We start from the raw sequence: 14670 nt of genomic DNA, 5'->3' as shown, positions 1-14670 counted from the left end.
CTTGGATACATAAAATCCTAGGTTCTTATCTGTATGCTTTCTGATACGAGTTATTCAGTTGCAATATCTTGATCAGTTTGCTCTAATCCTGGTCGCACCATGACAAAGTGTTCTTGTGGATCGAGGACAAGGTGCGAAATATGTTCTGCCTCGCTTTGCTGGCCAGAGCGAACTAATTCTTTTTGATAAATACTTAGAAGTTCTTGTACATCCTGCACACCTTCTGAACTTAAAGAAGTGAGACTCACTTTAGCCCCTTTGGCCAAACGACGTTTTAAAGCCTCTACGGTTAGTCCCATGGCCGGTTGGATCCGCAAATAAACAGCTCCACCTGTCATGCCCGAACAAATCCACGGACCCGGATCTCCTAACACAAGTGCACGTCCATCTGTCATATATTCAAACGCAAAACCTTTGATATTAGCAGTTACGGAGAGTGCGCCGCGAGAATCATCAATTGGCGAAGAAAGTTCTCCTCCAATGACGATGTCGGCACCAGAAAGTCGGATGCCAGCTCGTGAATCAGCATTACCTTGAATAATAAATATCCCACGTTGAGCTCCATAAGCAAGGCCTTTTCCTACCGAGCCATTTACCCGCTGCCCATGTTGGTTCAGCCCTTTTAGCACTACAATTTTTCCACCCATGGCACTTTTTCCAACACCATCTTGGGCGCCACCTTCGACGCGCAACTGTACACCACGTGCATTATATGCACCAAACCCATTGCCTGCGATAGAGCCACTTGTCAATTTGATGGAAGCTGTCTCAAGACTTTTTTTGCGATCCCTAACCTCTCTGCGCACAACCGAGCCAGATAACATGCCACCTATGACACGTTCACGAGATTGTACTTGTGTTGCTCCAAAGTAAAGTGCCTCATTGCCTACCGCCATTGCTGAAACTGCTTGTTCCCCTAACTTCGCCGTAATAGATTGAACGTCAATACTACTTTTGCGTGGTGCATTCCACAAATATCTATACTGAACAGCCACATGTTGTATCATGAGATCTTGTAAGTGAATGCGATCCAATTCACGCGTTTGTTCTAATAAGTCACTGCGACCGACAAGACTTTGTAGTGAACTTGCACCAAGTTGTGAGACGAGCATTCGAGTTTCATTTGCTAACTCAGTAAAGAAATGAGTTAACTGAGTAACAGCACTTTCAATGCTACGTGGCACAAAGGCTTTTAGTCCATGTTCTGTTGCCTGTTGGACAGTTTCAATCTGAGTAGCGATACCCACGTGACAAGTGTCTTTATGACATGCTCGACATCCAGTACATCCGATTGCGACCATAGCCATTGTTCCAAAACCAACTCTATTGGCCCCTAGTAGGACCATTTTAACTACATCTACTCCAGTTTTCATGCCACCATCGCACCAAATCTCTACCGTACTCCGCAATCCAGATTCAAGTAATGCTTCATGCGCTACCTTGACTCCAATCTCAATAGGCAACCCAACGTGTTTCAATGCGTGAGCACGTGCCGCACCTGTGCCACCATCATAACCACTTAGCGCAATAATATCTGCACCTGCTTTAGCAATACCCACCGCGATCGTACCAATACCGGAAACGACAGGAACCTTTACAGAGACCTTTGCACGCGGATTTACAATTTTTAACTCATCGATCATTTGCGCCAAGTCTTCAATGGAATAAATATCGTGATTATTAGAAGGCGAGATAAGGTCAGTACCCTGATTGGCACTACGTGCATTTGCCACTTTTATCGAAACCTTTGAACCGGGTAAGTGTCCACCTTCACCAGGTTTAGCACCTTGCCCAATCTTGATTTCTAATAAGTCAACGGAATTGCACAACTCTGCATTGACTCCAAATCTACCAGATGCAATTTGGTGACCTCTATTTTTAGCATATTTCCCAAGCATGTCTTTAATTTCTCCGCCCTCACCATTCAAAGAAAGCATGTCAAGTTCAGTGGCAGCGATAGCATATGAGCGAAATGCAGTTTCTCCTTGAGAACCAAAAGACATTGAACTAATAACAAAGGGTAACGCATGCTCCCCAACAGATAAATCTACTTGCTCCATTGGAGTGACCGATGAATGTTGCACCTTTAGGTCTAGAAGATGACGCAAAGATATAGGTTGCTTTTTCTCAAGTTCTTGTAATTTTGTGCTGTAATCCGCATACAGAATATTTCCCGCAGCTGCATCACCTGCAGACTTCCATATTCTTGGCCATTGTTGATAAGGTCGACTGGCTGCAATTTTCCCTTGCTTCAGTTTTTCAGATCGTTCGCGAGCAGACACGAGAATGGCTTCACTATTACTAAACAAAGAATGATCAGCAAAAAAGGATTTAACTTCAAGCAATTTTGCCACTTCTTCAGATAACCCAATCGCACTAAATAGACGGTCATAACCACGTACTTCATGGATACCTAACGTAGACAATACTTTCTCTAGACCCTTTGTCAATGCTTGATATGCATTCTCAATTCCCTTCCAACCGTCAATACTATACGCACCTGCAAGATACACATAAGGGTTGACAGCATCTGCACCAAGACCAATCATCACCACAACATCATGCAAATTACGAATAGCCCCAGAACGAATAATAACGCTACTATTGCGCCGTGCATTTTCTCCATTTGGCAACGTATAATCGCGTAACGTTATGTGCGTGACACTAACTGCAAGAGCTGGATCTAACCAAGCATTATGATCAGTAAATGATAGTTGGTCATCCAGAACAATCACACTTGCTCCTTCTATGGCAGCATGAATCACTTCACTTTTTAGTCTTGTGAGTGCTTCTTCTAACGATTCTCCATCCTCTATGCGCGGGAATATCTCCGCCACATCTCTATGCGAAATAGAAAAATACCGCAATACGTCCTCTAATAGTTGGGTGCCGGCTTTATGAGCAATCGCACGATAGCGATCAGCTTCTTCTAGATCATGACCACCAAGCAAAAATGGACTTTGCAATTCCATGTGCAATGTTTTACGCGAGTCTCTTCGTGTATCTTTTAGTAAAGACTTCCGTTTACCAAGCACAACGCGCGTAGAAAAATGTTCAATTTCTCGCTCACGATCAATGGCCGGATTGGTAACAACTGCTACTGTTTCTTTTAAATAATCAGCGATATTTTGCTGTCGATCGGAGAGAACGGCAAGGGGTCCATCAAATCCAAGTGAACGAATGGGCTCTTGTCCCGTTGATGCATGGTGTTCTAAAATGCGAATATCATCGACATCCCATCCAAATGCACCCATTAATGCTTCCCGGCTATTCTCCTGAATTCTATGGGGAGTGAGCTGTACTTCGCCAAAAATAGGTGGTCCTCCAAAAGCAATACCATGTCTATACCCTGCAAAATGATACTTTTCTTTCATGCGTTCATACGTTAGTTGTTGTGCTTCGTGATAAGAATAAGCCACAGTTGGCATTTGATCTTTTAATTCTACATATACCTTTTCTCCTGGACTTAGCGGACGCGGATCATGGAGCATTTCAAATAACGGTACAACGCCTTGTTCAGAGCTAAAAATGATACTTGTATCCGTCTCAACCATCCACAATGGACGAAGACCGAGAGCATCAACAGAAAATATGGCTTCATTCGCAGAGCGAGCAATGATGGCTGCCGGACCTTGAGCAAATGGTCCTAGGATAGATCTCATATACATATATAAATCTTGCAAATGCGATGGCATACGCTTAATTTCGTGAATGATTGGAGGAAACACCAATTCGAATGCTTCGAGAAGTGAAAAATGATGACGCCGTCTTAAACCTTCAATGAATCGATTGAGATCCTGTGAATCTGAACCACCTAACGTAGTGGGTATATCTAGCATTCTTGATTCTTCACGTAAACGATAAATGGTATTCAGCTCTCCATTATGACCCAATAGAGAGAAAGGTTGGACTCTTTCAGTCGATGTCGTTGTGTTAGTAGAGTACCGATTATGACCAAGTGTGATTCGACTAAGTAAGCCTTTGCTACAAAAGTCATGATAGTACGCCTCTAAAGTTTTACTGTCGCCACGAACTTTATAAACAACCGAATGATTGGATAGAGATGCTACATGCGCAATATTTTCTGACTCAATAAATAATTCAAGTTTAAAACATGATTGCTCTACCTCATCTGGCGTATCATATTGCTGCGACCATAAAGCAAGTTGCACAAAATGTAGCCCTTCAGACTTCCCGCCAGGTCCAAGAACGTTCGAATTCACTGCATCCACGATCACAGCAAGAACCTCGAATCCCTCTTTAGCAACCACATCGCTAATCGTATGTTGAAAATCTATAAGAGGTAGCCCTACACTGTTTGATAAAATAAAATGCCCCACAACAAAGCGAGCATCATATGCCCAAATAGGATTATGATTATTGGCTAGTAAATGATCTTCCCAAATCGTTCTTGGAAGATCAATAAGGATGCCACATCCATCTCCTTCTTCTTCAACAAAACCAGCTCGATGCCTCATCTGATGTAATGAATGGAGCACGTGATCAATATTTTCTCTAGAGCCTAGTGATCCTTTTTCTACCCATGCAACAATACCGCATGCATCGTGTTCTTCTCTCTCTAGAAATGCCATAAACTCCACTCCCTTTTAAAAAAACTACATCATTTTAAATTATTAAAATAGTTAGATTGAGCAAAATACTACGTATGGTATGGAGTAGTCGTCTGGATATAAGAAAAGCGGAGAGACCCTGTAAAGCAGGGAACCTCTCCGCCGAGTCTTTTATCCTCACGGTGTGCCTACTCGCAAATAGGCCTGCACCGCTCGGTCCTGTCTTATCCCAAAATAAGGAACGCCGGATCCCTAGGTGCACTTCCTCTGATACGTTGAGTATACCTTTACATGCATAATAATGCAACGATTTTGTTCGAGTATTCGTTGCTACTAGGTCACATCGAAAGACCGGAAGATTTATAATTCACCTTCTTGATAAGCACTTCCCATCATTGCCTTTAATGCATCTCGCACCACATCAATGGCTATAGCAAAACCGATGCCTTGTGAACTTTGGCTAACTGCAGTGTTTATGCCAATCACTTCACCACGGAGATTGATGAGTGGCCCACCTGAGTTTCCTCGATTAATTGCAGCATCTGTTTGTAAAAGATGTGGATAGGTACGATCGCCAATTTGCATCGGACGTTCTTTAGCGCTAACAATGCCAACTGTTACCGAATGATCAAGCCCAAGTGGATTACCCACAGCTAATACCCATTCTCCAACTTTGACATCTTTAGAGTGACCCAGCTTTAAAAGTGAACCGTTTTTTGGTAATGTGACCTTTAATACAGCAAGATCGTGTTCATAATTTGTACCTACAACTTTAGCTGCAATTGGTTTCTCCTTTCCAAGCATCTGTACCATGACTTTAGATGCGCCATGAATGACATGTTCATTGGTTAAAATGTATCCTCGCGGGTCAAACACGAATCCAGTTCCTATGTTTAGTGCTTGTGGTTCTTGATTAGGCATGGCCTCCCAAGGAAAACCGAAAGGCAACATCGCATTTCTTGGACGCGTGTTTTCTTGAGTGACTTCAACCCCAACAATGGCACTTTTATAACGTTCAACAATCGTGACAAAGTCGAGGGTTTTCCCGCGACGATTGGGCTGTATCACATTTTGCTTACGCTTTGCAGTTTGCTTTTTTACAATTGGGCTTTTCTGCAAGCTGGCCCACCTCGCTCCCTACGGCATATGACACCATATTCGTGATGTCAGTCACAGGTTTCAGGCAAATGTCCCCTTCGTAAATAAGTCACACCCTATCTATAGAAAAAAAACCGCCTCAGATAGGCGGTTGTATTCATTATGATTCTTTTGAAACAGAAGTGAGTTTCGCTGAGTTATCTTGTGTGTGCTCACGATAGCCAGATGTTCCTGGTAGTGGTGGTTGATTCAAAAATTGCATTCCGCGTTCTAATTTTCGATAAAGTCCCATCGGATCGCGTCCGCCTATTAGCGCACCATTTCGTAGAGCAAAAGGTACATCGGTGCACATCCCACAAGTATCTAAGCAGTCTTTCACTTCAATATCAACTTCCGGATAATTTTCTCGCAAAGCGTCATAAACGGATTGCGAGTATAGTTCTAAATTTTTTTTACAAAAAGATAAATTGACTGATGAAGGCATCTAGCACATCTCCCTTACCTGCTTCATCAACCATTGTAGCACAGTCCAATTCTCGTATGCCATTAGATGTTACAGAGAAAATGGCGATTGGTAGCGGACGCCATAATTCCCTTTACGGGTCCGATAGATTTGGACAAGTGGCTGTTGTTGACCGCGTAAAACTTGGTCGTCACGAACACACATTGCTACGTAATTAGCAACAGAACGTGAGTCGTATAGTCGCGCTTCATAAATCCAGCTCATGCATACCCTCCTCCATTTTCATGGTTGTAAGGTCATGCACAGTGTACCCGAAGAGTCATCGAGACATGTATATCCCAATATTTTCATGGCATTACGATGTAGCTAGGGTAGCCTCAAGCAACATCCCAGCATGCTTCTTTACATTCACTCCACCTTCTTCAAACAATAAGTACTGACCGCGAATGCCAAGCAGTACACTTTCGATTTCTTGCTTTTCAAGAGATAGCGATCGCGCCTTAGGAGTGACATCTGAACCAATAGGATAAACAAAATCATTGACTGTCATATCGCTTAATAAGTATCGTTTCCACTCTTCTGGAAGACGTTCACGTACTTCTGTAGCGACTTGCTCTAAGTTTACATCTGCTGAGATACCTTGAATCAGTTTGCGCCAGTCCGTTTTATCTGGTAATTCTTTGGCCACTTCCATTTCAAATTGTCCCGCCAAAAGACGTGTCGGTAATTCCGCGATCAACATTGATTTCACTGCACCTTGATCAATCCACCGCGTCCATTCACGATGTTTTCTAGTTAAACCCACTTTGACCTGACTACTAACTGCTAGGTAAACATAATGAGGTATCATACAGTGTGTAGCAGCAAATGATTCATCACGGCATGTTCCAAGTGCGAAATGACATTCATGTGGCTTTACAATACACAGATCTGTTTCCGCAAGAGTTGTAACACATGGATAACAATACCCATTTTGATATAGTTTATTAACTTTTCGACCACATACGATACATTGTTTTTCTCCAAGAAAACGAAGATGAACGGTTTCCCCTATCCACTCATTCATCCTTGTTTCTTCGTCTCCTAACATCCAGTTATATTGGATTGGCTCTTGAACAAAGTGAGTAAGTCCATTAGAAAAACCTTTCAATATATCCAGCTCCTAAAATAATGTGTCATTGATCTCATGTAAACCATGCAACAATGTGTTGGCGACAGGTCATGCTATTAGGTATGGTGATAAAGGAGGACAGCTAACATGTTATTACTGGCTGCAATCATTCCAGCGTTGTTATTCTTAGCCGTCATCTATAGAGCAGATCGACAACGAGAAAAGCCGCAATTTGTGTTTTTACTTTATTTTGTTGGCATGCTTATTGTTCTTCCTGCAGCATTTGCAGAAAAATATTTACTTGATCTATACAGCCAAACATCTGAGCCGCAAACTGGATTCTTGGCCACGCTGATCACAGCCTTTTTTATTGCTGGCGCCGTTGAAGAATCTTTAAAAGCGATCGCATTTCGCCGATTAGTGTATCCGAAATCATTTTTCAATGAGCCTTATGACGGTGTTGTGTATGCAGTAGCAATCGGTCTTGGGTTTGCCACCATAGAAAATATCATGTATGTGTTAAGTTCTGGGCTTGCTACTGCATTTGTACGCGCATTTACAGCTGTCCCAGCACACGCATTATTTGGCATCGTGATGGGTACTTATTTTAGTCGCGCCAAATTTGAAGAGGCACCCATATGGCCTGCTTTTGTTGTTCCTGCATTATTGCACGGTCTTTATGATACATTTGCCATGGCCGAGAGTTACTTTGCAAATATTTTACTCATCCTGTATTTGATGTGGCTTGTCCGTTTTGCCTATATGCGAAGTTATCCCTTATTGCAGTGGAAAATACCTTATCGCATATCATGACCACTTTGTCCTGCTCGCAATGGATTTTCTGGAATCCCTTCAAAAACAAATAACACACCGTCTTCCGTTTTGAAAACAGAGACATCAGTCTCTTCATCAATCATAAGGAGATGAAAAAGGTTCATATTGGTTTTAAAGTATGGGCTTAAGTGTTCATCGTGAAAACGCAAACTAACCACACGTGCACGGTCAACTACAGGCACGTGAAAGCCAGATAAAGCAGGTCCTTCATCAATAGCATCAATAGTCGTCTGTTGGATCTCACTTTTTGTGCGCATAAAATCAAATACATTTTTTGCAGCTCGAGATTTTCTGCTATGTTCAGTCACCAAGGCGTAATGCATGATTTGCCTCCTTTGTACAACAAGGAATGCCCCCTTTGGTAACCAACCGGATTAGGGGGCATTCTCTCGTTTTGAAACAATCATAAGCTTATCCGTAGTATAACGTAAAACTCAGTCATATGGGAGTAAAAATTTTGTGGACTTGTTTGAAACTTGTCCCACTATGACATGAACAAGAAGCGTTATTCAATCATTTGGAAAGCAAAATGGTAGCTTCCGCCAAAACGCGCGCACCAAATCCTGTAGCTCCGGCTGGTTTGTATCCTGACGTAGAATCAGCTTCCATTGGACCTGCCATATCAATGTGAGCCCACTGTGCATTTTCTGTGACAAAGTGTTGCAAGAATAAAGCTGCCGTAATGGCTCCACCTTTTCCTTTCCCAATGTTAGAAATATCAGCATACGTGCTTTTTAATTGATCATTGTACTCTTCAATTAAAGGCATTCTCCATAACCCATCTCCTGTAACAGAACCTGCATCAAGAAGTGTGTCAACTAGAGAATCTGTGCCAAAGAGAGCCGCATACTTTGTTCCTAAAGCAGCTGCTGCAGCTCCTGTAAGAGTTGCAATATCCACAGTATATTCGGCTTTCATTTTCATCGCCCGAATAAGTGCATCTGCAAGAACAAGCCTTCCTTCTGCATCTGTGTTAGCCACTTGAACAGAGACGCCATTTGGATACTGGATCAATTCTCCTGGCAACATCGAACCTGCATCAGGAATGTTTTCCGCTGATGCGATGAGACCGACCACATTACACGGAATGTTGGCTGCGACCAGAGCATCTAAAGCACCGATTACAGCTGCGGCTCCCGCCATATCCATCCGCATGTCACTAATGTCGCGACCACTTTTCAAACTGACGCCACCTGTATCAAAGGTAATGCCTTTGCCAACTAAAGCAACAAGCGGTTTTGATGCATCACTTGTGTAATGAATTTCAATAAATCGAGGTTTATGATCACTACCCTTTCCAACAGTGAGAACGCCAACCATTTGTTCATCTACAAGTTGATCACCCTGAAAAACTTTTACAGTAGCTTTAGTTTTTTCAAAATGTGCAGTTACAAAATCAGCTAACGTACTGGGCCGCAATAGATTAGGTGGTTCATTGGCTAGATCACGTGCGAGTACAGTGGCATGTGCATAAATGCTGCCAATTTCAATACTAGAAGTGACGTCTTTCTCAGTGAGCAAAGCTAATTCGTGAACAGAATTTGGTTTTTTATGTGCTTTATACTTATCAAATTGATATGTACCAAGAAGAGCTCCCTCAGTAATAGCCTGCGCTTCTATATGAGCGCTAAGAAGGTTTGGTAAAATCAACTCAACTTCTCCAAACTCCTCCTTATTTGCTTCCCGTAACGCTTGTCCTGCAGCAGCACGAAGGCTATCCGCATCTACTTTAGAGGCATCGCCAAGTCCTACAAGAATAAGTTCGGTAAATGTTGTTACAGTACCTAATTTTTGATGGCGTTTAGATAAGGAAATACCTTGAAATTCTAAAGTTTGTTCAGTGACAAACCCGATGGTTCCTGTGCATGATGAAGCATGAGTATGGCGTAAAGTCACTTTCATTAGATCACTCCTCAAAAAATAGATATAATAAGTATACTCCTTTTTTAAACTGTACTCACGAACTTTTTAAGATTCTGTTTTCCGTGGTATACTTTTATTTTCTATGCATGACGAATGGATGGTGTTCTAATGCGCAATGCACGAACATTAATGGAGCGTATTGTGCTTTCAAAAGTAGTAGAAGGCGAATTGCGAACCCTCGATTTAGACCTTCATCATCAGGATCAAACATATGCCATTTACGTTTTTGACGCGCAAGAAGATTTTGAAGCACCTGCTATCTTTTGTTCAGATCTAGAAGAAGCAAGAATTATCTTCATGAAATATATGGATTTGATTATTCAAGAATCAGCATTTCCTACCGAATCAGTGTACGATTTTGCTCAGCGCATATATCAAAAATTAATCACTCAGTCAACATCGTGATATTGTTAGATAATGCGGTAACATTTGCTCTGCATCACGATTAAAGCAAACAATGGGTATATGATTTCGCAATGCGATCTCAACCAACTTTGCAATCGGGTTCATTTGCAGTTGTGTACCTACAATAAACAACAAATCACAGTTGTTGGTCCATTGAATAGCTTTAGCCAGCTGATATACATATTCACCTTCAAATACAATATCGGGCCATAGGATGTTCCCGCAAGCTTCGCACTCCATCGATCCATTGATAAGTGTACGCGCTTGATATAGAGAACGGCATCCGTGACAACGCCAACGCGTAAGAGCACCATGTAATTCAATGACATCGAAAGATTTTGCACGGTGATGAAGTCCATCTATATTTTGAGTAATAATTGTAAAGTTGGATATGGCTAGGATTAGGTGTGCTTGATTAGGCTCGGCTGCTATCCAGGCTTGTAGCATCTCACGGTAGGCGTTTTGGTACTCCTTTATATGCCGATGGGCGTGCTTAAGTTTAAATAATTCTTGTAGAGAATGGCCCTGCCATTTAGCATCAATAGTTGGTAGTCCACTTGCTGTGCTAATCCCTGCACCAGTGATTGCTAATGGACGTTTAGCCATCTGAATCGCTTTTAATATATCCTTTTTTTGAGATAGTAAAGGTGGATGAGGATTCATCTTTATAATTCCCCCTTGACGGATAGAGTGTTTATGTAGTATTCTCTGACAAATTCCATATTACTAAAACGATGATGGAAACAAGTCTGCGGGATGTGCAAAGAGAACTGACGGATGGTGCGAGTCAGTGACAAAACGTAGTTCGATAGCATTCCAGAGTGAATGGTGAACGTGTACTTATACACTAGTAGCTGGTTACGTTGACCTCGTTATCGGTCACAGTTCTTTATACAAGAACTGACTGAGCTGAACGCTGTAAAGCGATCAGGACTTTGGGTGGTACCGCAGGCGTATTGACCGCTTGCCCCTTTGCATAGAAGGGGGCAAGCGGTTTTGTGTTATACACTAAAAAATGGGAGTGGAGAATATGTTTGATGAAAAAACAGTTTTACGGATTCCGGGTCCAACACCTGTGCCGCCTGAAGTAACGAGAGCGATGACGCACTCGATGATAGGACATCGAAGTGGCGATTTTTCTACACTTTTTAAAGAGGTGCAAGAGAATTTACGCGAATTATTCCAAACTTCTGGTGACGTTGCTGTCATCGCGGGTACAGGTACGGCTGGGTTAGAAGCGGCGGTTTATAGTATGGTTCAGCAAGGTGATCGTGTGCTGGCAATTTCTACTGGAAACTTTGGCGATCGCTTTACTGACATTGCACGTCGGACAGAATCTGAAGTTCTCACGATGAATTGCGAGTGGGGCACATCAGCAAATGTACAAGAGATCGTTGAAACTTTACAGCAGTATCCTGATATTCAAGTCGTTTTACTGACACACTGCGAGACTTCCACGGGAGTATTAAATGATGTAAAAGAGATTGCCCGAGTCACTCATGAACATGGAGCCTATCTCATTGTCGATGCTGTGAGTTCTTTTGTTGGCTCCCCATTACTAATGGATGAGTGGCATGTAGATATAGTCGTTACGGGTTCTCAAAAGGCACTAGGATTACCACCTGGATTGGCACTTGTAGCAATGGGACCACGTGCCATTGAACGGATGAAAGAGGGTCCAGCAGCACGTTCTTTTTATTTTGATTTACGGCGATATCAGAAGGATATAAGTGCATCAACAACACCTTGGACACCACCTGTTAGCTTGATTTATGGATTACGCCAATCCGTATCCATGATTCTAGCTGAAGGATTACAGAAAACGCAGGACCGCCACCGTTTATTGCGTGATATGACGCGTGCAGGAATACGAGCACTGGGTCTAACCCTTATGGTTGAAGATGACCATATGGCAAGTCACACTGTAACAACTGTATTTGTAAATCATGCTGATGAAGTACGTAAAATTATGAAAAACGATCTTCACTTAGCAGTTGCAGGCGGTCAAAAGCAACTTGCAGGAAAAATTATTCGCATAGGCCATATGGGTTATGTTGATGCAAGCGATGTATTGCAATGTTTAGCTACTCTTGAAATTGCATTAGTAAAAACAGGTTATGATATTACACTTGGCACTGGTGTAGGTGCTGCAGCGGAGGTATATGTACATGCAGAGAATACTCGTAACTGATCCAATTTCCGAGCAAGGGTTACATGAATTATATGCTGCAGGAGATTTCGAGATAGTTGAAAAAGTAGGTATTTCCGCAGGAGAATTAGTTCACGTGATTGCCGAATTTGATGCACTCCTTGTCCGTAGTCAAACAAAAGTAACGAAAGAAGTTATATTAGCTGGAAAAAAATTGCGCGTGATCGGTCGTGCAGGTGTTGGTGTCGACAATATTGATGTCCGCGCAGCAACAAAAGCTGGCATTCTTGTTATCAATGCACCTGATGGTAACACCGTGACAACTGCAGAATTCACCTTTTCAATGATGCTGGCACTAGCTCGCCATATTCCCCAAGCAAATGCGAGCTTGCGATCAGGGAAATGGGAGCGTACACTTTTTACAGGTGTAGAATTGCGCGATAAAATACTTGGAATCGTAGGATTTGGGCGGATTGGAACAGAAGTAGCTAAGCGTGCTCAAGTATTTGGTATGCAAGTCATTGCTTATGATCCATTTTTAAGTGTAACTCGTGGAGAAAAATTAGGCATTCAAGTAGCATCTCTTGATGAAACTATTCAAAAGGCAGATTTTATTACAGTTCACACACCGTTAACTAAGGATACTCGTCACTTAATCAGCGACAAAGAATTTGCTATGATGAAACGTGGTGTCAAGGTTTTAAATTGCGCGCGTGGTGGCATCATTGACGAAGCTGCACTCATTCGAGCACTGGATGAAGGAGTTGTATCAGGAGCGGCACTCGATGTATATGAAGAGGAACCAGCAATGGCAAATCCCCTTTTAAGCTATCCTCAAGTCATCGCTACGCCACATCTTGGTGCGTCGACAGTGGAGGCACAAGTCAATGTTGCAGTCGACGTTGCGGTAGGTCTCATTCGTTTACTGCGTGGAGAAAGTTATCCACATACAGTAAACCTACCTGCATTATCTGCAGAAGCCCGTAAAAAGGTAGAGCCCTTTGTACAGTTAGGTGAAATCATTGGAAGTATGGCTGCTCAAACCATTCGTGGTAGCGTACAACAAGTTCAAATCAAATACTTTGGAGAACCAATTACGCAACCTATTGATGCTATAACGAGATCGATTCTAAAAGGTGTTCTTACTCATTTTTATCGTGAAGAGGTTCATTTAATTAGTGCCAATTTGATTGCTGAGGAAATCGGTATTGAGGTCATAGAAACAAAACAACCACGGCATGCTACTTATGCCAATCTGATAGAAGTGCAACTAAGTGGCGATCAGAGTAAAGTTGCGGTAGCAGGAACAGTCATTCCAGGCCATGGATTGCACATCATACAAATGGATGAGTACTCTGTGGATATTGCACCAAGTGAAGCTATGGTTCTTACTTGGCATCGTGATCAACCTGGTATGATTGGTCACGTTGGTGGAATTCTTGGTCAATCAGGTGTCAATATTGCATCCATGCAGGTCAGCCGTCAAGAAAACGGCGGTCAAGCCATGATGATTCTTGGTGTGGATCGTGAAGTAGATGCGATGCATTTGAAACAAATACGAGATACTGTAGGCATGGATCGGGTATTATATATAGAGTTACCTATCCAGTCTTAATACAAGCAACGCGTAACTCAGTAGGAGTACTCCCCCATACTGAAGGTGAAAAATGTGATTATTGGTTTTGGGTTTGGAAGTCCGCTTATAAGTATTTTGATGTTAATTCTTACGAGTATCGCTAGTTTTCTTATTTTCCGTGCTTTTCGACCATCCCATTTGAAGAGAAAGCCCACACGCGAAGATCTTTATTATTACTATCGTGAACAACGAAGACGTGCTCGTGATCTTTCATCACAATTTGATCTGACAGATGAAGAGATCGATCAAAAGGTTGAAGAAGATTTACGTAAATAAAAAAACCATCACCATAGATGATGTATATACTATGGTGATGGTTTTTACCTAATTGAAAGTAAGATTCATACCCATGCAAAAAAGAACGAGAGAGTCTAGGGCTTCATAACCTTAGACTCTCTCGTTCTCGTATCGTGCACTTGCCTGGCAACGACCTACTCTCCCAGGACCCTGCGGTCCAAGTACCATCGGCGCTGGAGGGCT

The 14670-nt window shown here is 42.3% G+C and carries 13 protein-coding genes; 5 read left to right on the top strand and 8 right to left on the bottom strand.

What is annotated here, in order from left to right; translation table 11 throughout:
* Window positions 1-50 precede the first annotated feature (50 nt).
* From MM817_RS13010 to MM817_RS12990, 5 genes are all read right to left on the bottom strand, one after another.
* Entirely contained in the window at window positions 51-4592 is a 4542-nt protein-coding gene (locus tag MM817_RS13010; protein WP_241715899.1) for a glutamate synthase-related protein, read from the bottom strand.
* Between the two features lie 339 nt (window positions 4593-4931).
* On the bottom strand, window positions 4932-5690 hold the full coding sequence (locus tag MM817_RS13005) for a S1C family serine protease (protein ID WP_241715897.1): 759 nt from the start codon (window positions 5688-5690) through the stop codon (window positions 4932-4934).
* Between the two features lie 139 nt (window positions 5691-5829).
* Window positions 5830-6153, bottom strand: coding sequence for a YuzB family protein (locus tag MM817_RS13000; RefSeq protein WP_241715895.1), 324 nt, complete (start codon window positions 6151-6153; stop codon window positions 5830-5832).
* A 69-nt stretch (window positions 6154-6222) separates the two neighbouring features.
* Entirely contained in the window at window positions 6223-6396 is a 174-nt protein-coding gene (locus MM817_RS12995; protein WP_241715893.1) for a hypothetical protein, read from the bottom strand.
* A 91-nt stretch (window positions 6397-6487) separates the two neighbouring features.
* On the bottom strand, window positions 6488-7282 hold the full coding sequence (locus tag MM817_RS12990) for a DUF2797 domain-containing protein (protein WP_241715891.1): 795 nt from the start codon (window positions 7280-7282) through the stop codon (window positions 6488-6490).
* Between the two features lie 108 nt (window positions 7283-7390).
* Here MM817_RS12990 and MM817_RS12985 point away from each other — a divergent pair, with 108 nt between their 5' ends.
* Window positions 7391-8056 (top strand): PrsW family glutamic-type intramembrane protease, encoded by a 666-nt coding sequence (locus MM817_RS12985; protein ID WP_241715889.1) that lies wholly within the window; start codon window positions 7391-7393, stop codon window positions 8054-8056.
* Here the strand turns inward: MM817_RS12985 and MM817_RS12980 are convergent.
* The gene (locus tag MM817_RS12980) at window positions 8041-8400 is read right to left on the bottom strand and encodes a hypothetical protein (protein ID WP_241715887.1); all 360 of its coding nucleotides are present in this window, start codon (window positions 8398-8400) and stop codon (window positions 8041-8043) included. The two genes, MM817_RS12985 and MM817_RS12980, sit on opposite strands and share 16 nt — an antisense overlap.
* Before the next feature lie 190 nt (window positions 8401-8590).
* Complete coding sequence (locus tag MM817_RS12975) at window positions 8591-9979, bottom strand: leucyl aminopeptidase family protein (protein WP_241715885.1); 1389 nt, start codon at window positions 9977-9979, stop codon at window positions 8591-8593.
* Between the two features lie 129 nt (window positions 9980-10108).
* On the opposite strand from MM817_RS12975, the gene MM817_RS12970 reads away from it, so the two are divergent.
* On the top strand, window positions 10109-10405 hold the full coding sequence (locus MM817_RS12970; protein WP_241715883.1) for a hypothetical protein: 297 nt from the start codon (window positions 10109-10111) through the stop codon (window positions 10403-10405).
* On the opposite strand, the gene MM817_RS12965 is transcribed toward MM817_RS12970, so the two are convergent.
* A complete protein-coding gene (locus tag MM817_RS12965) occupies window positions 10394-11068 on the bottom strand; it encodes an SIR2 family NAD-dependent protein deacylase (RefSeq protein WP_241715881.1) in 675 nt (224 codons plus the stop codon). The two genes, MM817_RS12970 and MM817_RS12965, sit on opposite strands and share 12 nt — an antisense overlap.
* Before the next feature lie 367 nt (window positions 11069-11435).
* Here MM817_RS12965 and MM817_RS12960 point away from each other — a divergent pair, with 367 nt between their 5' ends.
* The 3 genes from MM817_RS12960 to MM817_RS12950 are packed head-to-tail and all read left to right on the top strand — an operon-like array spanning window position 11436 to window position 14466.
* Window positions 11436-12596, top strand: a complete 1161-nt coding sequence (locus tag MM817_RS12960) for a pyridoxal-phosphate-dependent aminotransferase family protein (RefSeq protein ID WP_241715880.1) — start codon at window positions 11436-11438, stop codon at window positions 12594-12596.
* Window positions 12574-14169: a phosphoglycerate dehydrogenase gene (gene serA, locus MM817_RS12955; RefSeq protein ID WP_241715878.1), complete on the top strand. Its 1596-nt coding sequence runs from the start codon at window positions 12574-12576 to the stop codon at window positions 14167-14169. Before MM817_RS12960 ends, serA begins: the two co-directional genes overlap by 23 nt.
* A 54-nt stretch (window positions 14170-14223) precedes the next feature.
* The gene (locus MM817_RS12950; protein ID WP_241715875.1) at window positions 14224-14466 is read left to right on the top strand and encodes a hypothetical protein; all 243 of its coding nucleotides are present in this window, start codon (window positions 14224-14226) and stop codon (window positions 14464-14466) included.
* Window positions 14467-14670 lie beyond the last annotated feature (204 nt).

It is taken from the genome of Sulfoacidibacillus ferrooxidans, assembly GCF_022606465.1.
GTDB lineage: Bacteria > Bacillota > Bacilli > Alicyclobacillales > SLC66 > Sulfoacidibacillus > Sulfoacidibacillus ferrooxidans.
This window is presented reverse-complemented; position numbering and strand designations above follow the sequence as displayed.

Bases quoted from the DNA above. Each gene is read 5' to 3' on its own strand.
- MM817_RS13010 (WP_241715899.1), bottom strand. From the start codon at position 4,592: ATGGCATTTCTAGAGAGAGAAGAACACGATGCATGCGGTATTGTTGCA.
- MM817_RS13000 (WP_241715895.1), bottom strand. From the start codon at position 6,153: ATGCCTTCATCAGTCAATTTATCTTTTTGTAAAAAAAATTTAGAACTA.
- MM817_RS12995 (WP_241715893.1), bottom strand. From the start codon at position 6,396: ATGAGCTGGATTTATGAAGCGCGACTATACGACTCACGTTCTGTTGCT.
- MM817_RS12985 (WP_241715889.1), top strand. From the start codon at position 7,391: ATGTTATTACTGGCTGCAATCATTCCAGCGTTGTTATTCTTAGCCGTC.
- MM817_RS12980 (WP_241715887.1), bottom strand. From the start codon at position 8,400: ATGCATTACGCCTTGGTGACTGAACATAGCAGAAAATCTCGAGCTGCA.
- MM817_RS12975 (WP_241715885.1), bottom strand. From the start codon at position 9,979: ATGAAAGTGACTTTACGCCATACTCATGCTTCATCATGCACAGGAACC.
- MM817_RS12970 (WP_241715883.1), top strand. From the start codon at position 10,109: ATGCGCAATGCACGAACATTAATGGAGCGTATTGTGCTTTCAAAAGTA.
- MM817_RS12965 (WP_241715881.1), bottom strand. From the start codon at position 11,068: ATGAATCCTCATCCACCTTTACTATCTCAAAAAAAGGATATATTAAAA.
- MM817_RS12960 (WP_241715880.1), top strand. From the start codon at position 11,436: ATGTTTGATGAAAAAACAGTTTTACGGATTCCGGGTCCAACACCTGTG.
- serA (WP_241715878.1), top strand. From the start codon at position 12,574: ATGCAGAGAATACTCGTAACTGATCCAATTTCCGAGCAAGGGTTACAT.